The organism is Njordella calcicola, from assembly GCF_056494125.1.
Map to the genome: position 1 here is coordinate 3156891 of NZ_CM151396.1, position 21666 is coordinate 3178556.

General features: G+C 54.7%; 25 protein-coding genes and 1 other RNA gene. 17 read left to right on the forward strand and 9 right to left on the reverse strand.

Annotated features, from left to right (window positions below; translation table 11 throughout):
* Window positions 1–197 precede the first annotated feature (197 nt).
* The 17 genes from SH302x_RS11910 (at window position 198) to SH302x_RS11990 (ending at window position 18591) form a co-directional block, all read left to right on the forward strand.
* Complete coding sequence (locus SH302x_RS11910) at window positions 198–1073, forward strand: OB-fold nucleic acid binding domain-containing protein (protein ID WP_479368910.1); 876 nt, start codon at window positions 198–200, stop codon at window positions 1071–1073.
* Window positions 1074–1086: 13 nt separating this feature from the next.
* Window positions 1087–1746 carry a response regulator transcription factor gene (locus tag SH302x_RS11915; protein ID WP_479368911.1) on the forward strand — a complete coding sequence of 220 codons (660 nt, stop codon included), beginning with the start codon at window positions 1087–1089 and terminating at the stop codon, window positions 1744–1746.
* A 37-nt stretch (window positions 1747–1783) separates the two neighbouring features.
* A complete protein-coding gene (locus tag SH302x_RS11920; RefSeq protein WP_479368912.1) occupies window positions 1784–3151 on the forward strand; it encodes a HAMP domain-containing sensor histidine kinase in 1368 nt (455 codons plus the stop codon).
* 829 nt (window positions 3152–3980) lie between these two features.
* Window positions 3981–5183: a hypothetical protein gene (locus SH302x_RS11925; RefSeq protein ID WP_479368913.1), complete on the forward strand. Its 1203-nt coding sequence runs from the start codon at window positions 3981–3983 to the stop codon at window positions 5181–5183.
* Complete coding sequence (locus SH302x_RS11930) at window positions 5158–6354, forward strand: EMC3/TMCO1 family protein (protein WP_479368914.1); 1197 nt, start codon at window positions 5158–5160, stop codon at window positions 6352–6354. The genes SH302x_RS11925 and SH302x_RS11930 overlap by 26 nt, the downstream gene beginning before the upstream one ends.
* Before the next feature lie 311 nt (window positions 6355–6665).
* A complete protein-coding gene (locus SH302x_RS11935; protein ID WP_479368915.1) occupies window positions 6666–7355 on the forward strand; it encodes a sigma-70 RNA polymerase sigma factor region 4 domain-containing protein in 690 nt (229 codons plus the stop codon).
* Entirely contained in the window at window positions 7352–7591 is a 240-nt protein-coding gene (locus SH302x_RS11940; RefSeq protein ID WP_479368916.1) for a hypothetical protein, read from the forward strand. Before SH302x_RS11935 ends, SH302x_RS11940 begins: the two co-directional genes overlap by 4 nt.
* Window positions 7592–7704: 113 nt before the next feature.
* Window positions 7705–7869 (forward strand): hypothetical protein, encoded by a 165-nt coding sequence (locus SH302x_RS11945; RefSeq protein ID WP_479368917.1) that lies wholly within the window; start codon window positions 7705–7707, stop codon window positions 7867–7869.
* Between the two features lie 47 nt (window positions 7870–7916).
* Window positions 7917–8963: a PD-(D/E)XK nuclease family protein gene (locus SH302x_RS11950; protein WP_479368918.1), complete on the forward strand. Its 1047-nt coding sequence runs from the start codon at window positions 7917–7919 to the stop codon at window positions 8961–8963.
* A gap of 15 nt (window positions 8964–8978) precedes the next feature.
* Window positions 8979–9761 carry an ATP-binding protein gene (locus SH302x_RS11955; RefSeq protein ID WP_479368919.1) on the forward strand — a complete coding sequence of 261 codons (783 nt, stop codon included), beginning with the start codon at window positions 8979–8981 and terminating at the stop codon, window positions 9759–9761.
* Between the two features lie 2 nt (window positions 9762–9763).
* Window positions 9764–10225, forward strand: coding sequence for a DUF669 domain-containing protein (locus SH302x_RS11960; RefSeq protein WP_479368920.1), 462 nt, complete (start codon window positions 9764–9766; stop codon window positions 10223–10225).
* A 190-nt stretch (window positions 10226–10415) separates the two neighbouring features.
* Complete coding sequence (locus SH302x_RS11965; RefSeq protein WP_479368921.1) at window positions 10416–10868, forward strand: ERCC4 domain-containing protein; 453 nt, start codon at window positions 10416–10418, stop codon at window positions 10866–10868.
* Complete coding sequence (gene recD2 / locus SH302x_RS11970; RefSeq protein WP_479368922.1) at window positions 10861–13026, forward strand: SF1B family DNA helicase RecD2; 2166 nt, start codon at window positions 10861–10863, stop codon at window positions 13024–13026. The genes SH302x_RS11965 and recD2 overlap by 8 nt, the downstream gene beginning before the upstream one ends.
* Window positions 13023–15596 carry a phage NrS-1 polymerase family protein gene (locus SH302x_RS11975; RefSeq protein WP_479368923.1) on the forward strand — a complete coding sequence of 858 codons (2574 nt, stop codon included), beginning with the start codon at window positions 13023–13025 and terminating at the stop codon, window positions 15594–15596. Before recD2 ends, SH302x_RS11975 begins: the two co-directional genes overlap by 4 nt.
* Window positions 15597–16372: 776 nt before the next feature.
* Complete coding sequence (locus SH302x_RS11980; RefSeq protein WP_479368924.1) at window positions 16373–16612, forward strand: hypothetical protein; 240 nt, start codon at window positions 16373–16375, stop codon at window positions 16610–16612.
* 177 nt (window positions 16613–16789) lie between these two features.
* On the forward strand, window positions 16790–18172 hold the full coding sequence (locus SH302x_RS11985) for a DNA modification methylase (protein WP_479368925.1): 1383 nt from the start codon (window positions 16790–16792) through the stop codon (window positions 18170–18172).
* On the forward strand, window positions 18169–18591 hold the full coding sequence (locus SH302x_RS11990; RefSeq protein ID WP_479368926.1) for an HNH endonuclease signature motif containing protein: 423 nt from the start codon (window positions 18169–18171) through the stop codon (window positions 18589–18591). Before SH302x_RS11985 ends, SH302x_RS11990 begins: the two co-directional genes overlap by 4 nt.
* Before the next feature lie 6 nt (window positions 18592–18597).
* Here SH302x_RS11990 and SH302x_RS11995 read toward each other — a convergent pair whose 3' ends face one another.
* From SH302x_RS11995 to SH302x_RS12035, 9 genes are all read right to left on the reverse strand, one after another.
* The gene (locus SH302x_RS11995; protein ID WP_479368927.1) at window positions 18598–18915 is read right to left on the reverse strand and encodes a hypothetical protein; all 318 of its coding nucleotides are present in this window, start codon (window positions 18913–18915) and stop codon (window positions 18598–18600) included.
* A gap of 12 nt (window positions 18916–18927) precedes the next feature.
* Complete coding sequence (locus SH302x_RS12000) at window positions 18928–19158, reverse strand: DUF4314 domain-containing protein (RefSeq protein ID WP_479368928.1); 231 nt, start codon at window positions 19156–19158, stop codon at window positions 18928–18930.
* A 12-nt stretch (window positions 19159–19170) separates the two neighbouring features.
* Window positions 19171–19386 (reverse strand): hypothetical protein, encoded by a 216-nt coding sequence (locus tag SH302x_RS12005; protein ID WP_479368929.1) that lies wholly within the window; start codon window positions 19384–19386, stop codon window positions 19171–19173.
* A gap of 252 nt (window positions 19387–19638) precedes the next feature.
* A complete protein-coding gene (locus tag SH302x_RS12010) occupies window positions 19639–19872 on the reverse strand; it encodes a hypothetical protein (protein ID WP_479368930.1) in 234 nt (77 codons plus the stop codon).
* Window positions 19873–19884: 12 nt separating this feature from the next.
* On the reverse strand, window positions 19885–20454 hold the full coding sequence (locus SH302x_RS12015; protein WP_479368931.1) for a winged helix-turn-helix domain-containing protein: 570 nt from the start codon (window positions 20452–20454) through the stop codon (window positions 19885–19887).
* A gap of 26 nt (window positions 20455–20480) precedes the next feature.
* Window positions 20481–20548, reverse strand: an RNA gene (locus SH302x_RS12020) — hammerhead ribozyme type II.
* The gene (locus SH302x_RS12025) at window positions 20548–20862 is read right to left on the reverse strand and encodes a DUF7678 domain-containing protein (RefSeq protein WP_479368932.1); all 315 of its coding nucleotides are present in this window, start codon (window positions 20860–20862) and stop codon (window positions 20548–20550) included. Before SH302x_RS12025 ends, SH302x_RS12020 begins: the two co-directional genes overlap by 1 nt.
* A gap of 84 nt (window positions 20863–20946) precedes the next feature.
* Window positions 20947–21195, reverse strand: coding sequence for a hypothetical protein (locus SH302x_RS12030; RefSeq protein WP_479368933.1), 249 nt, complete (start codon window positions 21193–21195; stop codon window positions 20947–20949).
* A 144-nt stretch (window positions 21196–21339) separates the two neighbouring features.
* Window positions 21340–21612 (reverse strand): hypothetical protein, encoded by a 273-nt coding sequence (locus tag SH302x_RS12035; RefSeq protein WP_479368934.1) that lies wholly within the window; start codon window positions 21610–21612, stop codon window positions 21340–21342.
* Between the last annotated feature and the right edge of the window lie 54 nt (window positions 21613–21666).

Sequence of the window (21666 nt, forward strand, 5' to 3'; positions counted from 1 at the left end):
TGTTTTATTAGGCGAAAGGTCGGACTACGACACTTTCTATTGTGAGCCTGGACATGGATCGAATCGCGAGCGTGATTGTCGGTTCGCGAATCCTCTAATCTGCCATTAAGAATCACTCCCTATGATGCTGATGTGGTTGGAAGTTATCGCGAGCCGATTCGGTCGCGCTTTCAATCGAATCATTGGGAGATAGTAGCATGTCGTGGCGTGGATTTTCGAGAAAATTGTTGGCTCTGACGGGTACGGCGGCGTTGGCAGTGGGAGCTTTTTTGGGTTTTGGCTCCGAGTTCGAGAGCGCAGCAGCGCCACCTCCACCGGTTGACAGACCTGCCGCGCTGGAGGTCCTCCAGTTGGTCGAAGGGAGCATCGTTGAACTTGCTAGAAACAAGCCTGGGGATGTCGATGGGTGGAAATTGTCGAGCGGATCACAGATTCACTTTCCACCGCATGTTGGAAAAGAGCTTGAAAAAACGATCGCTGTGGGAGCCTCCGTGCGAGTGCTCGCCAAGCTGAAGTCGCGGCCAGACGGATCGCAGGTCCATGAAGCGGTGACCATCGAATCGGGAAAGGTCGCCTATCTGGTCGCTCCTCCTGCGCCAAAGCCTCCGCGTGGGCCAGAAAGTGGTCCGCCCTCTGCCGACGATCATCGGCCGAAGCCCAAGGACGAAACACCGATGAGCCTGACTGGTAAGGTTGGGGAGTTTCACGAGAATAAAGGTGGCGATATCGATGGCTTCAAGTTGGGTGACGAATCGATCGAAGTCAAGTTTCCGCCCCATCTTGCAGAGAAGGTAAAAGCCGCTGTGCAAACTGGCCAATCGATTACAGTTCACGGGCGTCGTCATGAAACTCCCAAAGGAGACATTCATCTTCACGCAGACAAAGTCATTGCCGGTGACCAAACGATTCTCGTCGATCGTCCTGAACCAAAGCACGAGGGGCCAAGACACGAAGGTCCAAAGCACGAAGGGCCAAAGCATCAAGCAGGCCCAGAGCACGGCCCTCCCCACCACGAGGAAATCATGCGAGAACTACGTTCCATTCGTAAAATGGTCGAGGCACTTCAGAAATAGTATGGCGGTTTGAATGCGCGTTCTCGTCGTTGAAGATCAGCCTGATTTGCATCGTCTGCTGCGTGGCTTCCTGGAAGATGCGGGCTACGCGGTCGACGGTGCCTTTGACGGCCAGGAAGGGCTGGCCAAGGCGATGACTTACCCTTACGACGTCATTGTCTTGGATATCATGCTGCCGAAGTTGGATGGCAAGCAAGTTCTTGACGAACTACGCCGTCATCGGAAGACGCCCGTACTGATTCTCTCGGCTCGCGATGGGCTTCGAGATCGTGTGGACGGTCTGGATTTGGGCGCGGATGATTACCTCGTCAAGCCATTCGAGCGAGTTGAATTGCTCGCGCGACTGCGTGCCATCATTCGCAGGGCGGCCGGCCAAGCTCGATCGACCGTTGAATTTCATGGCATCTTGCTAGATACCCGCTCGAAAACCGTTGCACGAGGAGAAGAATTGATTGCGTTAACGTCGCGCGAGTACGGCTTGCTTGAGTACCTGGCGGTCAACCTCAATCGTGTCGTGAGTCGCGAGGAGTTGTTGGATCATCTCTCCGATGAAATTGACGAATCGAATTCGAATGTGCTCGATGTCTACATTTCTTACTTGCGTAAGAAGCTAGGACCAGAAGTCATTGAAACAAGACGCGGTTTGGGATACATCATCATGGAGCAACGTTAACTTGGAAGCGAAGCAATCACGAACATCACTTTTCCAAATGCTCCTTGGTTCACACCTTGCTCTTGTTGGCGTGATGATGGTCGGCTTCGCATTGGCGTTCCTGTGGATTTCTTACCGCAGCGTCTACGAGCGAGCTGAAAGCGAACTGCTCGGAGCGGCTGAAACACTCACCGAGCAACTGCGAAAAGGAAGTCCGCTTAACGCACTGGAGATACCCGATGTTTTCGTGCACCGCTTTGGAAAAGCACCACGCGATCGAGCTTACTGGGGTGTTTGGAATAAAGCAGAGCAGCTTGTAGGCTCAGGCGGAGAAATGATCGGTCCGTTAAAGTTGCCCGATAAGCGACCGTCGCACGCTGGTCCCAAGCAGTTTGTAAGCCGCACGGAGGGCAGACGCCTTGACGTGTTTACCAACCTTGACGATGGAGGAATTCTAGTAATCGGTCGCCCGTTGTCGAAGGAGTTCGATTCGTTAGGAAGAATTGCCCTACGATTGATTGGCGTCGGCGTTGTTGGTTTCTTGCTCACAGCCACTCTCGCTTGGTGGATTGCTCAAAAAGTTGCAAACCCAATTTCGGACTTGGCAATGAGGGTACGGTCCATCAATGAGCAGCAATTGAGCACTCGACTCGACGCCTCACAGCCAACGATGGAAATGTGTGATTTGGCCAAAGCATTCAATGCGATGATGCAATCGCTGCAGACTTCTTTTCAACGCCAGCAGCAATTTACCTCTGACGCAGCCCATGAATTGCGAACACCCGTCAGCATTATTCTCTCTCAGTCTGAATTTAGCCTGCTTCGAGATCGCACGACGGATGAATATCGTCAGGGTTTCGATACGTGCCGTCGAACGGCTGTCCATATGAAACTTCTCGTCGATGAACTATTGGAAATCTGTAGGCTTGATGCGGGGCAGATTGAAAACCAGCTCGTCCCAGTGAGATTGGACATACTGGCCAGTGAAACCCTTCAATGGATAGAGCCAATCGCGGCGGAACGACACGTTCAGATCCAGTTGCAGGCAGCAGCGCCGTTGAGCATTTTGGGCAGCTCGTCCAGATTGCAGCAGATCATCCTGAACCTGCTGGCAAATGCGATAGAGCACAGTCCATCCGGAAGTGTTGTTCTAGTCGAGGTTGATCATTACATGGATCAAGTTCGCCTGCGAGTAAGCGACCGCGGTGCGGGAATTGCCACCGACGACTTGCCGTTTGTCTGGAACCGATTCTATCGCGCGGACCGAGCGAGAACTCAAGGGGAACGCAGCGGCTGCGGGCTGGGCTTAAGCCTCGTTTCAGAACTTGTCAAACTGCATGGCGGTTCCTGCGAAATCGAATCGACCCTCGGCAGCGGAACGACGGTTCAGATCCATTTCCCAGAATTGCGAGATCATGCTGGTTGACTGATTTGAGCAAACGTACTCAAATTTCAAAGTCAACTTGACAACAACCGCGTTTCGACAGCGCGCTCAGGAGGGCGTGTCTTGAGCGCGCAGTTGAATGCTAGTTCTGATGGAATTTCGAATACAGTTCCATGTGACGCTTCGACGCTCCGGTCACCCAAACCGGGGCAGATATGATCACGAGATAAGTTGCCGGAGGTTGGACAAACCGAAGCGAGTTTGACTCATTGTCTTGTACAAAAACACAACATTTGGTTGAGCGGTCAATTTGACAACAACTACTTTTCGCCTGCGTGCACAGGCGGGTGTGTCCTGAGCATGCACTGGGTAAAGAACAAGGCCAACCAGTAGTGCGACTCCTATCGTACAGTTGACGGCGTTTGCCATTCGCGTCCGCAAGAGCAAAGCTTTGGACACGAATGAGCCAGATCATGGCCTTCAACCAGCTAGTGCGGGGCATCCAGGAAGCCCATCTCAATCTGCCTACCAAAAAAGCACGCCCGAGATCCACGAGAAGCGACATCGCCCGATCGCTGCCTTGCTGAACTGGGAGGATCAGCGGGGGGCGTGGAGGCAGATCTGCGCCGAGGTTGGCCTCCAAATTGACGCTTTGGCAGGGTCTGCGGATCAATTCTGAAAAAATAATTGTGCGGGTTTTTCCTGCAAAACACGTACTTTTCCGAAATCTTCCATTTTGCTGTGACCAGACGTGTCACGGGGGTGCTGTTCAATACTCCCACTACATTAGTCAAAAGCTAGCAATTCGGAGACGCTGGTCTTAAACGAGTCTCAAGGATGCATTTCAACATGAGTGGAAGAGTGATCGCCAATGCCTATTTACAACCCAAAGCAACTCGGTGAACCAGAGGTCATCCGAGAAATTAACCCGACTGTTCTCTATGCATTCTTGCAGCCGTTCGAAGGCTATCTTCGATCGCGTGGACTTGTAATCAGCGAGCCAAGTCGCATCGACAACTCCGCCATCGAACAGTTGGTTGAGATCTTAACGAATCCTTCGATGAAGACGCCACAGGCACTGCTGAACGCAGTCTTCTACGTCGAGGAAATGTTAACGCCCTTTGCCGCTGACTCGCTGCTAAGCGCTGCACAACAAGCTGGAATGCCATTCGATGAAAATGGAAAGCACTCGCTGGCTGACGTCGTCATGCAAGTCTGGCTGTTCGATTCAAAGATGGTCGAAAACCAGCACGCTTGGCACACTTGGAAGACCCCGCGGCGCATGGAGTGTTTTCAGGCTGTGCAACCGTTCGGCATTGCACCGATCGCGATCACAGATGAGCGATTGAACCAAGCGATCCAGGACGCTGGTGACTGGTTTGCGAAGAACAATCGCGGTCGCAAGTTATTCATGACACCTCGCTTTTCGGGAAAACAAATCCAGATGAGCATACGTCGTGGCGATCCGTTCAGTCGAAAGCCAACGATTGATGATAATGGAATGGACACGATCACCTTTCGCGAAGCTCGCAAGGACTCCATGATCTTCGACATGAACGAAGAAGTCTTGATGCTCAACTCGAGTTTGAAGAAGACCTATCCAGTTTACTGTCGGATCTTCGGCGAATTGCTTTACGACAATCCCAATCACTTCGGGATATTCACGCGATACACGCTGGCACCGTTGTCAGAGCTTGGCGAAGACGCTTTGTCACCAGGCGAGATTGATGCCATCGAAGAGATCGTCTTGCTCAACTATCGAGTCCGCTTGGGCGGGCCGTTCAATCGCTACATCATTCATGGGGCTGATGATTTTTTCGCAGACCTCAAGTGGCGTGGTGGGACGTTTCAAGCCGAAGGACCGTTGGATCGTGCGACCTTTCGGATCAAGTATCGGCACGTCAAAGCACGTCGGACGCTGACGTTATATGCAGGCAGTTCTTCGTCGTACACACGCGATGAAAACGCCCACCACGCAGAGCAATGGCTGCTACTGCGGAAGTTTGTCATGAAGACTGGTGCAAGGGCGGCAAAAGGAGTGAACACGGATGACCAAGCTGTGGCGAACTATTGAGGAATCGCCACTGCTCATGGATGTCAAGGATGTTTGGCGTGAGCGGCTCGGGATGGAGTTCGAGCCGCTAAGCCGCTTTCTCGAAGCGACGAATATTGTCGCGACGAGATTGCCAGGTCGTAATCCATGGACATCGTATAAAGTCGTTTCGAACGATGAAGGCTTCGCTGTGTTCTGTGAAAGTACCGGTGAATCGAGAGAGATTCCCCGCGCCGACGTGATTTGCCACCAGCTCAACAGCAGGCAACTCGCAGCGGAGTTGAACGCTGCGCTCAGCCTGGGCCGAAAGCCGGAATGGCTCGACAATAGTCGCCGAGTCTGGTTCCTCGGCAACTTATCGCTGGAGCTTCAGTCGAGGCCGGTCTACATGTCGCTGCACATTGCGAGCGACTTGATCACCGAAGCACTACACACCGCAGCTGCCCACGCGAGATCGACGTTTCTATTGCTGGATGTCAACAGCCGACGTCGTGACCAGAGGTTTGACGCAAGTGCCAGGATTGTCGATTGCAAGCCGGTGGAGATCGATCAGCTCATTAGCGTAACAGCAGACGGTCGTTTGCTGGCCAAGTCGAAATCGCGAGAGCTCATCGCATCGATACTTGGCGTGACACTAGAAAGTCGGCTGTCGGGTTACGTCTTCCAGTGCAAAGGTAAACACCGGATGCTCGCGTTCAACAGCGAGATCGAAATCACGTCTGAAACCAATGGCAACTGGTACATCGAGCAACTGCTCGCCAAGCACAACGTTTCGTTTCGCTGTACACATCTCGAATCGTTGCTGGCCGGCTTAGCCGAGGAGACTTCTACTGGTTCAATCGGCGAAGTGGTCGACATGGAAACTCTCAAAGGCTACCGCGATCGCCTGCAGGAGATCGACGAAGAGCTTGAGGAAGCGACCAGTTTCAACGATCCGGCGCGTCAGGAGAAGCTTGGCGATGAACGCCAGGCCATCTTGGATCAGATCAAATCGGCCCAAGGCCTCGGTGGACGCGTTCGCCAGAAGTTCGATGCCGAGCGTTCGCGGAAGACGGTTTGCAAGGCGATCTCGCGATCGATCGAAGCGATTGAAAAGGTGCATCCCGAACTCGGACTGCACCTACACAAGTCCATCAATCTGGGCCTCGAGGTCAGCTACAGCCCTGACGTCGTCATCGACTGGTTGTTCTGAGGACCAGTCGCTCTCTGCTTTGCAGCCCCCATCACTGGGCGGCTTTCTGCTGCGCCAACGCTGGCTCCTCGCCTTACCAAAAATCCCCGTTGATCCAAAACCCAGGAAAACACTGGTTTTTCTTGACTTCTGAAGTTGCGACACGTTCTGTCGCGATGCGTCACGACTTGTAGCGGCTCGTCCTCGGTTGAGAGGACGTGAATCGCCCGACTGACCGTTACCTGCGTTTTCCGCGAGTTGGTCTCCGGCGCATTTCTGGTAGCGGCTTCAGCGGCTGTGGTCATGCCATTCCTCCAACCGGAGGATGAAAATTGACTGCATCTGATTACCAAAGCCAGATGGTTCCCTTCGCGATGGAGCTGGCAAGTCGCATTTCGCTGCGGCTCGAACATCACAACTCGCTGACGTCATTTGAGACCGAGGACATCGAACAAGAACTGATCACCTACGTTCTTGAACGAGCCTCGCAATTCGATCCGACCAAGGGAAGCGTCGAGGCCTTTGTCACGCGGATCATGCGAACGGCTGCCGCAGGTCTCATTCGCGGATCGAATCGACAGCGAAGCAATCCGCCAGCCGGCTCCGGAATCGAATCACTTTCGAAGATGGTTGAAAGCCCCGATCGAAAGTCCGAGGAGCTCAATCGCGGGCTCACCTCCTCGGATGGCAATCGACGCCGGCAGACTGAGCATCGAGATCCACTTCGTGACGTCGAACTGGCTGATGCCGTTGATCACCAGATCCAAACTTTGCCCCGCCGTTACCGCCGCGTCGCTCGCCTTCTACGAACTCACAACCAAATTGAAATCGCAAACAAACTTGGTTGGTCAAAACGAAAAGTTTCGCAGGTTTTATCAGGGATTCGTGAGCATTTTGCGAGTGTCGATTGGAGCGATTCAGGATTTTCTTGGGACGTCGTCGCTCCAGATTGCATAGCTAGTTCTGGAGAGGACAACGTTTTTCAAGCCACCCAAGAACCTGAGATGGAGAAATCAGCATGAGCGCACCCACCATGGATATCGAACAGCGAGTCACTGTCTCGCTCGCATTGCAGCGATACCTGCGAGCGGTCGAACGCTTCGAAGCCGCTTCCAACGAGTTCAACGAATCCTGCCAAACGATTCGCCAGACGCTGCCTCGTGAGAGCCGCTTCGTCGCCAACATCTCGCACCAGCATTATCTGGTGACCAGCGACAACGAAGGCAACTTCGAGGTCGAACAAGTCGACACGGTTTGATTCACAACTTGTCATCACCCTCTTCGAGCTACTCGCTGAAAGATCCGCTGACCATGTCAACGCGACTGCTACCCAATGAACCCGGTGATCGGAAGTGTCTGAAGTGCAACGAAATGTTTAGTTCGAAGAGCGCGGCTAACCGCATTTGCAAGAAGTGCTCGCAGCTCAATGCGTCACTGAAAGTGAGTGAGGCACAGCTCGCTCGAGAACGAGGCGCGAAACGCCTCAACGGCAATCTGATCGAGGAACAAGACACCTACGAGATGAACTTCTCGTAAGCCGCCAAAAGCCAATCAAACGCACCCATTTTCAGTTCGAAAGTCTTATGTCTCAAGCAACTCTAACCCCTGAAACGAGCGACAAGAATGTGCTGACCTACTCGGCGCTCAACACGTTCCGCAATTGTCCTCGGAAGTATAAGCATCGTTACGTGGACATGCTGCGTCCTCGCGTGAAAGCTGAGTCACTCTCGTTTGGAAGCGTGATCCATAGCGCAATCGAGCATTGGTATCACGCGGTCGACGATGCCAATCGACTGTGGATTGTGCTGGACTTCATCGATCGGAGTTTCCCTGAGCGTGACAGCGATGAGTACCAGCAAGCGAGTTGGCACTTAGCGCGTGCCATCATGACTGGTTACGCCTCGCGCTATGCCACCGAAGATTTCACGATCATCGAGATAGAGAAGTCATTCATTGGCAACATTCGTAATCCAGACACGGGCCGCTGCAGTCAAACGTTTGTGATGGCCGGCAAAGCCGATGCGATCGTCCAGCGTGCCGACGGCATGTATCTGCTCGAGCACAAGACCGCTGTATCGATCGACGCCAACTATCTCGACAAGCTTTGGACCGATACGCAGATCGCACTGTACTGCTATTACCTGCGTGAACTGGGTTACCCGATCGTTGGCGTGATTTACAACGTGCTGCTCAAGAGCCGCCTCAAGCAAAGCAAGGGCGAAACGCAGGAAGAGTACGAAGCTCGCCATGCGGAGCTCGCTGCCAAGAACAAGAGCGGCAAATCGACTGCCAAGCGGCAATTGCCCGAAACCAACGAAGAGTTTCAAGGGCGACTGGCAGCCTGGTACGCCAAGCCCGAAGCATTCCATCGCGAGTTCATTTATCTCTCCGAAGATCGTCTCGCCATGCTGCAAGACGAAGTCTGGGAGATCACCCAGCAATACCTCGACGCGCGACGTCGTGGCAAATGGCTACTTAACACATCGAGCTGCTTCTCGTACCAGCGACCGTGTGAGTATCTGCCTTACTGCCAATCCGGCTTCAATCCAAACGTGGTGGACAACCTTTACGAGATCAGTCCACCGCATGAGGAACTCAATTCAATCGATTCTGACGCACCCGTTTTTTGAAAGGAATAGCACCCGATGTCAATTTCATTACCAACCGAAGCATCCAAGCCCGTGACCGAACTCGGCAAACAAACGATCCTGCTTTATGGCAGCCCCAAACTTGGGAAGAGCTCCTTCGCAAGTAAAGCTCCAGGTTCGCTCTTTTTAGAGTGCGAGCCGGGACTGAATCACTTGGAGGTTTATAAGGTGCCGACCTATTCATGGGAAGCATTCCTGGAAGCCTGCAAGCTCGTTGCGAAAGGCGATCACAACTTCAAGACGATTGTGATCGACACCGTCGACAACGCGTTCAAGATGTGCTCGGACTATGTCTGTGCCAAGCATGGGATCGAATACGAGGGCGACATGGGGCATGGCAAAGGCTGGGCTTTGGTCAAGAACGAGTGGCATCGCGTGCTGACTCGATTGGCCAGCTTGCCATACGGCTTGATTCTCATCTCACATGCGGTCGACAAAACGATTGAGACACGCACCGGCGAGTACACCAAGACGCAGCCGAGCCTTCCCGATCGCGCTCGCAACGTGGTGTTAGGTCTGGTCGACATCATCCTCTATGGCGACTCGATCGCCAAGAAGGACGCTGCGGGCAACGTCACCATTGAACGTGTTGTGCGCACCAAACCACATCCAACCTATGAGGCCGGCGATCGCACCGGTCGTCTGCCTGAAATGCTCCCTCTCGATTACGAGCATTTCGTCAAAGCTTTCAATTCTCCCGCTCGCAACTCGGAAACCGGCACCAGCAGCGCAGCGAAGAGTCCCACGCCGGCAAGCACCCTTTCAGGAAAGGCTAAATAGTCATGAGTGATCACGAATCATTCGAACCTATCGATTCGCAAGTCGACCTCTCATCGTTTGATGAGGAGTTCGAGACGGCAGACGCGCCGAGCTATGACGAGGTCCCCGACGGCAAGTACCAAGTGAAGATCCAGACCGCGAAGCTTGAATCGAGTCAGAAGGGTGACCCGATGATCAAGTTCGATCTGGTGGTCATCTCTGGTTCGCAGGCTGGTCGGCACATCTTCAAGAACTCGGTCATCACCCAGGCGTCGCTGCCTTATGTCAAAGGCGACCTCAAGACGCTTGGGTTAGAACTGGCCAAGTTCAGTGAACTGGCAGGTCGGCTCGACGAGTTGCTCGACAAAACGCTCGAAGTCACCAAGCGTACGCGTGGCGACTACTCGAATGTGTATTTCAACCGCCGGTTGAATATTGCCCATGTTCCGAGTGCTGGAGTGGCGGACGAGGATCTTCCGTTTTAAGTCGCTGGTTGCTTGACCGGCGTTAGTCGTTCCCTGTGAACGGGTGCGGCCGAGGCGGGATGGCGTGACTTGGAAGCAGTTCTGCGAGGTGGTTCTTTTGCCGGGTCCGCATCGCGCTTCCTTGTCCAGACTCCCCGTGCCTGCCTCGGCTCTTTCTATTTCATCACTCGGATTGAACTGCAAGGAAAACATGGATTTCCGAATCGTTATAGACTCGCGCGAGCAGGAGCCTTACACATTCGCGTGCGAGGTAGTGAAAGCCAAGCTTGATGCCGGTGATTACTCGGTGGTTGGCTTAGAACAGCGAGTGACCGTTGAGCGCAAGAGCCTGCGAGATTTCGTTGGCACCGTCATCCACGATTACGAACGCTTCGCTCGTGAGCTCGAAAAGCTATCAGCGATGGAAGCGGCATGCATCGTGGTCGAAGCGGATCTAACCGCCGTGCTCTGTGGCCTGCACCACGACGCACTCAGAGCGGTCGCGCCACAATCATTGCTTGGTGCGTCCACTTATATTGGCATCAAGTATCGAGTGCCTGTTTATTGGTGCGGATCGCGGCCAGGGGCCGTCCGATTCACGGATGCCTACCTGCGATCGTTCATTCGTGTGATCTCCAACGCGGGAGATCTACACCGTGAGTAATAGCATCAGTGGTACGGTCGATCGAGTTTTCTTCACCAGCGCCAAGTTCTCCGCCGGCGCACTTGTTCGCGACGACGGCGATCGTGTGCGTTTTCGTGGGCCATTCTGCGTGAGTGAAGGCGAACTGGTCACGCTCACGGGCCAGTGGAAAAGCGATCCCAAGTATGGACCGCAGTTCGACGCGAAAAGCGTGAGCTACGATCTGCCTGAGACACCCGAGGGTTTGGTGCAATACCTCGCCAAGCATCCGGCGTTTACTGGCATCGGCGAAACTACGGCGCGGAAGATCGTCTCGTACGTCGCCAGCGCCGAGCATCTCGATCGAGTGATCCGCCAGGACATCGAGGAATTGCATCGCGCTCTGCGGATTCCCAAACGGACTCTCGCTTCATTGCGTGAAGCGTGGATCGCCAACAGTGACGAGAACGAAGTCCGATCATACTTGGCCAGCTTCGGGCTGTCCCATCATCAGATGGAAACACTGCTTGAAGAATTTGGATCCTCGGTAGTCGGCGTACTGCGGGCGAATCCCTATCTCATCATCCGCTACATCAAGGGCTACGGCTTTAAGCGGGTCGACAAGATCGCGAGATCGATGGGCGTTCCCAAAGAGCACCCGGGCCGGCTCGAATCCGCACTGTGTTATCTGGTTCGCGAAGAAGCGGCCGATGGTCATACATGGATCGCACACGATGAGCTAATTCGCAAAGCGATCGAACTACTGTTGCTCGATTCACTCGATAGTGGCTCGATTATCGAGGCGGCGTTCAAGCGAGCGGTCGAGCAGGAGGAACTCGTCGTCGATGGCGATGCCGTAGCGTTGCCGCACTATGCCGATGCCGAGCGATACATCTATGAATGCTTCCAACAATACTCGTACGTTCGTAGTCCTCTGGGTATTGAGCCGGGAAATACTGTTGGGTTGAAGCGAGCACAATTCGCTGCGTATGAGGCAGCGCTACGTCACGCGATTGTTGTGATTTCGGGCGGAGCCGGTACCGGAAAGACACACACGCTGGCGAGGCTAGCTCGTACGTTCGATGAGGCGGGACTGAAGGTTGCCCTTTGCTCGCCCACCGGAAAAGCGGCGAAGCGTATCGAGGAGTCACTGCGTTCGCAAGACATTGACCTAAATGCGAAGACCATACATCGGCTGCTCGAATCCAATGGTCTACAATTCCAACGCGAAAGCCTATCGTCGCCATCGCTGGACCGTGAAGGCAAAGTCCGTGACCCAGCCTACGACATCGTCATTGTCGATGAAGTATCGATGGTCGATGTGCCGCTGATGTCCGAGCTGCTACGCCGGATCGATTTCGACAAAACACGATTGATACTTGTCGGCGATCATAACCAGCTTCCTCCAGTCGGCGCTGGTAACGTCCTTCGTGATTGTATTGAACACAAGCTAGTTCCGACGTTCATTCTCGATGAAGTCGTACGACAGGCCGGCGTGCTGAAGACCAACAGCATGGCGATCCTTTCGCAGCGAGTGATGCCAACCGCTGTGGGAGATCCAGCCTGGAGCGTCATCGATTCTTTACAGGACCCGATGCAGATCCAGGTTTATCTGCGTGACCTCGTACTGAATCGCATTCCCGATCGGCTTGGTCTCGATCCTGTGAATGATGTTCAGATCATCACGCCAACGCATCTGGGCCAGCTCGGTACCAAGGCCATCAACGAGATGATGCAGTATCTGTTGCACGGCGCGGTTGATCGAAAGTTTGCAGTAGGCGACAAGGTCATTCAGACCACCAACGACTATGGCTTGGGAATCATGAATGGCACCATCGGTGTCGTATCAGAAGTCGAAACCAACGGAGGGACCAGTTACATCGTCGACTTCGATGGAGATGGCCACCGGCATATTCATGACGAACAGATCCTGAATATTCAGCTCGCTTACGCGCTGACCGCTCACAAAGCCCAAGGGAGCGAGTTTCCCTGCGTCGTTGTGCTTTGCCACAAGTCGCATTTCTTTGCGGATCGTAACTGGCTGTATACCGCGGTCACTCGCGCATCTCGGTATTGCATCGTGGTCGGTGATCGTTGGGGGCTTCGGAACGCAGTGAAAAAGAACAGCGTTAGCAAACGTCGAACGTTCCTTGATCGCTGGGCGAAGGCGAAGCACTCGTCGATGGAGGTGGAGAATTGAGCGCCGGACCTCCGCCACTACTTGAAGCTATTGAACGAAACTGCCCAAGCTGTCTTCGCGAACGTAATCAATGGGTTGCCTGGAAATACGTCGAGCGTGGAGGCAAGCCCACGAAGGCTCCGGTGAATCCGTCTGATGGCTCGCTGGCTTCTTCGACTGACGCGACCACCTGGGGAACCTACGCTCAGGCGATCGAGGCTTGCCGACGCAACAGTGCACTTGCTGGCGTCGGCTTCGTCTTCACCGCTGATGATCCGTACTGCGGCGTGGATCTCGATGATTCGGTCGACGAATCGACCGGGCAGATGAAGCCATGGGCTCAGCAGATCGTCGATCGTCTCGACAGCTACACCGAGATCAGCCCTTCAGGCTCGGGACTGAAGGTATTCATCAAAGCCAACAAGCCTGGATCTCGTTGCCGCAAAGCCTACGAAGATGGCGAAGTCGAGATCTACGATCGTGACCGCTTCTTCACAGTTACTGGCAATCGACTCCCGAGCATTCCTACTGAAGTCAACCTTCGCCAGGAATCGCTCGACTTTGTTTACGCCCAGGTGTTCGGGAATGACGAACCTGGTGCGAGCTCCACATCGAGCGCTAGCCGTGGGCCAGAACCAAGCGATAGCGGTACCGTTGCCTTGAGCGATGATGAGATTATCGATCTTGCATCCAAGCAACGGCGTTCTGGTCCGAAATTCCAAACTCTATGGGCCGGCGACTGGAACTCACATTTTAATTCAGCCAGCGAAGCTGATTCGTCGGTCGTATTTACGCTTGCCTTCTACACCAAAGACCCCGAGCAGATTGATCGGATCTTTCGGCAATCCCAGTTGTTTCGTTCCAAGTGGGACGAGAAGCATGGAAACGAAAGTTATGGTCAAACGACCATCGCGAAGGCTCTCAGCAAAGTCACCAAACAGTACAAACCGCAGGCGAAAAAGACGCGAACGGCTCGACCCTCGGCTCCAGCGCCGACCAATACGAGTTTGCCATCGATTTTGATTGACGATCGTCAATTGAGCGAGCTGACGGACCAGGCATTATCTGCGCTCAACTCTTCGAATCGAAAACCACATCTCTTCATCCGCGCCGGCGGTATCGTGCGTGTGGTCTACGATGAACAAGGTGTTCCGAAGATCGATGCGATCGACACTGCCAAGATGCGGTGTCGATTGAGCGAGTCAGCTAACTTCTTCACGATGCGTCGATCCGATGGCGGATACATTCAGGTTGGAACGATTCCACCGAAGTCGCTGGCGGAAAACATCCTCGCACAAAAGGACTGGTCCTTTCCAGCGTTGGCCGGCATCGCACGAGCGCCCATTCTCCGTCGCGATGGCACGATCTGCACAACGCCAGGTTATGACCCCACCTCGCGATTGATGTACTGTCCCGATCCAGCATTGAAACTGGTCCCGATTCCTGATCATCCCTGCGGTGAAGAGGTCCGCGCCTGCGTTGACATCCTAATGCAAGTGATCGGCGAGTTCCCATTTGTGGACGCTCCCAGTCGAGCCAATGCGTTAGCGATTCTATTCTCCATCTTGATGCGGCCGGTAATCGACGGCCATGTGCCGCTGGCAATCGTTGATGCGCCGATGCAAGGCACGGGCAAAACGCTATTGGTGTCATCGCTCGCTGGCATCGCGGTTGGCGGCGTCTCTTCGGAATCGATCCCGGCGAAAGAGAACGAGGACGAATGGCGTAAAAAGATCACGACGATTCTGATGACCGCTTCGCCATTCGTGCTTCTCGACAATATTCCCGACAACACAACGCTCAACTCTCCACCTCTGGCGGCCGCCCTCACCAGCTCCGATTGGTCTGATCGCGTGTTGGGCAAAAGCCAAGCGATCCGGTTGCCCTCGAGAGCCGTTTGGGTCGCCACTGGAAACAATCTGCGAGTCTCGGGTGATATGCCGCGGCGCAGCTATAGCATCCGCCTCGATGCCAATGCGGAGCGTCCTTGGGAACGCACCGGTTTCGCGATCAAAGGTCTGCCTCGCCATATCGCCACGAATCGTGGCAATCTCTTGAGTGCCGCGCTAACGATCATTCGAGGCTGGTACACCAACGGGCAGCCCAAGGCACCTACGCCAACGCTCGGTAGCTTTGAAGAGTGGGCCGAGACCATCGGTAGCGTGTTGGCCTACGCAGGTATTGATGGCTTCCTCGGCAACCTCGAACAGACGCAAGTTGTCCAGGATGAGGACACCCAGCAATGGACTGCGTTCTTCGAAGCCTGGTGGGAGCGGTTCGGTAGTCGCAAGCAAACGGCCGACGACATCTGCAGTGCCGTGATTCCGCGACTCAATGATCCAGTCGAGTACCTCAACGAACCGCTCTTTGGTGCGCTGCCCGAGGCTCTGATCGTCAACCGAGATAGAGGCGAGGGTGCATTCAAGCGTTCGCTAGGTCGGCATCTATCGCGACTGCGTGGTCGTGTCTTCAGTGGTCGCAAACTGAATGATGCAGGCCTCAATAAGAAGAACCACGTTCGCCTTTGGCAGCTCGTTGACACCAAAGCACCACCATCGACTTTGTTCGAGATGGAGGGCGCAGATGAGTAGCTCAATCAATCGTGGCGAGGTTAGCGAGGTTATTCGTGTGCAGATTTTGCGTACAGAATCGCATTTGCGCGCATGTGCGCGCACCATGTACATCGCCATGTACAAGCCTATGTACATGGGGTTGTACAACGTACATGACGTGCGCGCCGACCACCGATGCTATGGACGCGAAATCGGTTGTAAGACTCCGATATACAAGCACTTAGATGCCTTTGAAGCCTCTCTGGTGCTTTCGACCGCTAACCTCGCCAAACAGGGTCGTAACCTCGCCTTTTTGAGCCCTAACCTCGCCGTAACCTCGCCACACAAACACCAGAAAACATTGGGTTTTTATCAGAAAGCGAGGTTAGCGAGGTTAGAAGTCGACATCCCACGTATAGAGGAAAACGATGTACATACCCATGTACATGTACATTCGCCGTATAGAAGGGTATGGGAAATAACCTCGCTGGACCTCGCTAACCTCGCCAACGGGTTTTCGAGTGTGCGCGCGCTGATCTCTTTCGCATCAATCCAACGCACGACGTTGCCCTACGTCGCAAGATCTCTACCAAGTCGCCCAACGAGCCGCCCATCGCGCTCGACGCGTCAGTGGGCCAACGAGGGCCTCACGGTGCGTCTGCCAGAGTGGCACTCAGTCGCAAGTTGCGACGAAATCGCGAGCCCCCAACAGATGGGTCCTCCCCCAAAAATCAACGCGCCATTGGGCTGCGGGAACAGCCGCGCGATTAGACACAGTTTGTTTTTTATGTCCGCCAACAAAGGAGACCCAAAACATGAGTGACGTAAAGCCTGCTCGCGATCGTTGGAATGATGCAATCGTCCCAGCCGCGCGAGGACTCGAAAGCTTCTTCTGGAAGCTCGCTTGGTTCGTTGTTTTTCTTGCACTGCTGTTTGGAGGCGAGTGCCGTCGGATGCTCTTACCAGAAAGGATGCCCAATGATCATGTCCGTCCAGCAGACATCGAGTCGTCGAATCTGCTTGATCTGCGAACTTCGGCCACGAGCCGGCAATGACGACATCTGCGATGAGTGCACTTCGCTGCTCATGTGCGAACACCAGAACCATCGGCGGGAGTACCTGCAGTGGTCAAAGAAGCCGGCGGATCGTCGGCGTCGAATCTACGGTCCACGCGAAGGCGATGAGGCCACACCGTTTCAAGAGAATCTTATTCGAGCCATGGAGGAACGTTCATGCTAACGATTGAACTACGAAGTACCGGAGACATCCGTCCCTACCCCAACAACCCGCGAACGAATGACAACGCAGTCGATGCAGTTGCAGCGTCGATTCGTGAATACGGTTGGAGACAACCGATCGTTGTTGATTCCGATGGAGTCATCATCTGCGGTCACACGCGTTACAAAGCCGCGCAGAAGCTTGGCTTGGATCAAGTGCCAGTGCATGTCGCGACCGATCTATCGCCGGAGAAGATCCGCGCGTATCGCATCGCCGACAACCAGTCGGCAGACCTGGCAGATTGGAATTACGACCTCTTGCCGATCGAGCTGAAGGAGCTGGGCGAAGGCGGTTACGACCTTGGTTTGCTCGGCTTCGATGCGGACGAACTCGCCAACCTACTCGACACCGGCGTCAACGAAGGACTAACCGATCCAGACGATGTGCCGGAGCCGCCAGACGAAGCGGTTACTCAACCAGGCGATCTTTGGATCCTCGGTAACCATCGGTTGCTCTGTGGGGACTCGTCATCGCCGGCGGACTTGGATCGACTCTTGGCCGGCGCTGTGATCCACTTGTGCAACACAGATCCGCCCTACAACGTAAAGGTCGAACCGCGATCGAATAACGCGATCGCTGCGGGTTTGTCTTCGTTCTCGAACGATGCGGCATCGGGCCGGTTGAAGCAAGGACAGGGCAACGCCGCTTCGTTTGGTGTCGATCACGAAACGGGCAAACCAAAACACGCAGCGACTCATAAGAAGCTGCGTCCGAAGGATCGGCCGCTTGCGAATGACTTCGTCAGCGACGAGGCGTTCGACAAGCTGCTTGATGATTGGTTTGGAAACATTGCTCGCGTGTTGCTTCCAGGACGATGCTTTTACATCTGGGGCGGCTACGCCAACTGCGGCAACTATCCACCGGTGCTGAAGAAGCATGGTCTGTACTTCTCGCAATCAATCATCTGGGATAAGCAGCATCCCGTTTTGACGCGAAAAGATTTCATGGGCGCGCACGAATGGGCGTTCTATGGTTGGAAGGAAGGTGCCGGCCATAAGTTCTACGGACCGAAGAACATCACGGACCTTTGGCATGTCAAGAAGATCCCTCCGCAACAGCTTGAACATTTAACGGGCAAGCCTGCTGAACTCGCTGTCCGCGCGATGCAGTATTCCTCGGTGCAAGGCGAGAACGTCCTCGATCTGTTCGGTGGCAGTGGTTCAACGCTGATCGGCGCTGAGCAATGCGGTCGCAACGCGTTCTTGATGGAACTCGACACGCTGTATTGCGATGTCATCGTTGATCGCTTCCAGCGTTTCACAGGTATCCCTGCCGTCTTGGAACGAACGGGCGAATCTCCAATCCCCATGAAGGCGCGAGAGGAGAACATGCGATGACGCAGCGGTCACCAGCCAGAGGTTCAATCACGCCGTTCGGCTATCGACGGATCACGTGCAAGGATCGGAAGCAGAGATTTGAGCACGTGATCGTCTGGGAGTCGCATCACGGGCCTATCCCAGAAGGCATGGAGCTACACCATCGCAACGGTGACAAGCTCGATAACCGACTTGAGAACCTCATGCTGGTGACTCGCTTGGAGCACAAGCGAATTCACAGCGGTTGCATACGAGTTGGCAGCCGCTGGTTGAAACGCTGTCGGCGCTGCCAATGGTATCGGCCCGTCGACACGGAGTTCTACGAATACAAGGGACGCAATGGCGTGATGGGGGCGTGCAAGCGCTGTCTATCGGACCTCGCCGTCATCGCGAAACGCAATCGGAAACTTCGTGCAAAACAAAACTCATCGAATCAGTAAAGCCCATCAAAGCCTATGACAATGCCAAGCGTCGTCCTCAAAAATGTAAACATACTCGGTGCCACAGTTCCTCGCGAACTCGTGGAGAGCTGCACGCGTCGGCATGACAACCGTGCGATTACCGTCGGTGAAGCGTTCGGGCGTTCCGTCGTTAGCGAGCGATCGAATATCGCCGCCTGCGACCAGCGTTCGTGCCGACTCGATCGATGTGTAATGTTCTTTGAGGACTCCGCCGGCGTGGTCTTGATAGCCATCGAAGTGAAGGTAGATCGCTGCGTAGCGGCCATCTTCTTGCTTGCAGGCAATCGTTGCTCTTGTGGACATAGGTTGGTTTCCTTACTTCGACGGTTCGTGGTGGTTGGGTTCGACGATGGCGACACAATCGTCGGGCATCGACAGCATGAGGGAGCGGCCGTTGTCCCAATCGACATCGACCTGCGTCCAATCGTGATGCTCGTAAACTTCAACAACGGTCCCGAGCGATCCAACGGGGATCGGGTCTGGATCTTGCGGCATCGATACCAAACGGATGCGATCGCCTTTCTTCAATCGGGTCTGCATAGTCATTGGTTCCTTGTTTCATTTGGTGGTTGCGTTGAGTTTGTCGAGCAGCTCGCCGGCTTGGGCGAGTCGTGCGTTGACCTGAGCCATCGTGTGAACGTTCCGCCAGCGCAGTGCTGGGTCATCTGGTTGTTGCAAAGCGTCGAGCGATTGACGCAGTCGATCGAGGTAGTCGCGAGCAACGAGGTGAAGGTTCTCGTAGGGAGCTGCCGGCTCAAGGGCTGGTTTGGCCATAGTTGGTTCCTGGTTGTTGGAGAAACGAAAGACGATCCTCAACAGTCAGCCAGCGAATCGCAAAAACATCAAGCCAACATGCGAGCATGTTTTGCGAATTTCTTCCAAACATGTGGCTGCGCCGGCGAACCGCGGTTTCGCGATGTGTCGCGTTGTGTTGCTGGTGGGGCTTATGTTCGCATCAACGAGAAAACGCCCACACGGTGCGAACGTGGGGCGATTGGTGGAAAGCGTTCCGTGCTTCGGGCTTGTCTACAAGTCGTGCGGTACCAAGATGGCAGCGCCGTTGCCGGATACTGCGATCGAATCTCCGTTGGTCGTTCGGGCAAACAGTGTCGGGCCCTGGCGGATCACATCCACCACGCTGCCTACGTCGAGCTTGCGATTGTTAATCGTTCGAAGGTCGTAGGTGATGCCTGGCTCTGGCGTTGCGGTCTCGCCTTCGGCCAGGTCATCCACCGTTCGCAAATCGTAAAAGTGTTTCACCGGGTCGGTCTCCTAGCCTCGAACGGTGAAGCGTCCGCGTTCGGTCTTCACAAACTTGCTATCGTCCCCCTTGGCCAAGTCGCGAAGGATCGCGCTGTACAAGGTCGCGTGGGGCGTCTTGCCACCGGGGCTGGTCCAATAGCCCTTGGCTTCCATCGCCGTGATCAACTCTTGTGCGTTCATCGGTTCACTCGATTCGCCAAGAACTTTCAAGGCCGCAGCGACGCAGCTCAATCGCTTCTCCCCGGCGTCGGCAGTCTCGGTCGTTGCTGCCTTTGCCTTGCGTGGCTTCTTGAGAACCGCAACCGCTATGGAAGTATCGCCTCCGATCGTTTCGACGGTGGCTGGTTCGTTCTCAACCACCGTTACGTTACCTTCGGTGGTGACCTTCGCGCGTCCGCGCTTCGCACCAACTTCTCCCTGCAGTCGTTGGGCGCTCTTGATCAAGATCTTTTTGCCGGTCGCGAGGTTGGTTGCGTCCCATCCGCCCCGAGGCTTCTCGGCATCGATCCGAATCTCGCATCGATTGCCCGAAACGTTCGCGTAGTACTTGCCGCCGATCTTTACTTCTGCCTTCTTCATCTCGGTATCCCCAAATCTGTGTTCGTGGTTGGCTGCCATCGTCAGGCCGATCGAACCACCGATCGGCTACGCGCGTCCGTGCTGCGTTTCGGCTTATTGACCAAAGACCAAGTCCGACAATCCCTCGCAGAGAAAGTCGACTATCACTTGGACCTCCGTATTGACCGCCGGCACATCCAACCCGCGATCGAAGTTGAACATCACTTTGCGGTCGGCCAGGCGTTGAACCCAAAGCTTCGAAATCCTGCTTTGGTTCAATTCGTACGATTCGTGTTCTGCGTGTTCGGCGAAGACCAAAGCATCGAAGCGGTATTCGTTGTTGATCTTGCCTTGCACCCAGGACCCGCCAGCGCCGCGGTTGCGATTGCTGATCTTGGTGATCGTCAGGTCGAGGTCGTGTTGGGTCATCTGCTGGTTTCCGTTGTTTGGTTGGTGAATCGTTTTCGCGTTAACACACATGAGCCATGCGGTTTGAACCGCATCAAGCCGGATTCAAAAGGAATTCGAAATCTTTTCTTCGGTGCATACCTGTGTGCGGAAATGTTGGGCGAGCTTCGCCGCCGTGGCTTGCACATCAGCCAACTCGTCGAAGAAAAGTTTCATGGTTGTTGGGTCGGAAGCGGCGAGAATCGGCATCTCTTCGACCGCTACGTACAGGTCGCTGATCGTCTCGAGCGCTCGTCGGTGCGCGCCGAGGAATTGGGCCGAGGTCAGGCGTGGTCGGTTGGTCATGGTTGGCATCGTGTTGCTCTCCGTTTGTTTGTGGTGGATGTGTCGTATGCGATGACACACATGAGCCATGCGGTTCAAACCGCATCAAGCCGAAGAGGAAAAGATTCTGAAGGTTTTCCAGAACCTTTCCCCCGGCGCATCGGCGTGTTGCGCTCAGCTATCGCGACATGTTTCCCAAGCTCGCTTGCTGCCGTAGCAGATCTGGCCACCTTCGACGATGTAGACCGTGTGGTCGTCGGCGACGTCTTGGGCGTCGTCGTCTTCATCCTCATCGTCCGACGCATCGTTCATGTCGCGTCCGCTGGTCACGCCGCAGATGCGGTTCTCGAAAGGCCAGTTCTGCTGGGTCATCAGCCGCACTTCGGCGTCGCCTCCGAACTCTTCGCGGTAGTCGTTGAGGATTTCGATCAGGGTGTCGAGATTCATGTCTGGTTCTCCGTTTGGGTGAATGAAAATTGGTTATGCGATAACACACATGAG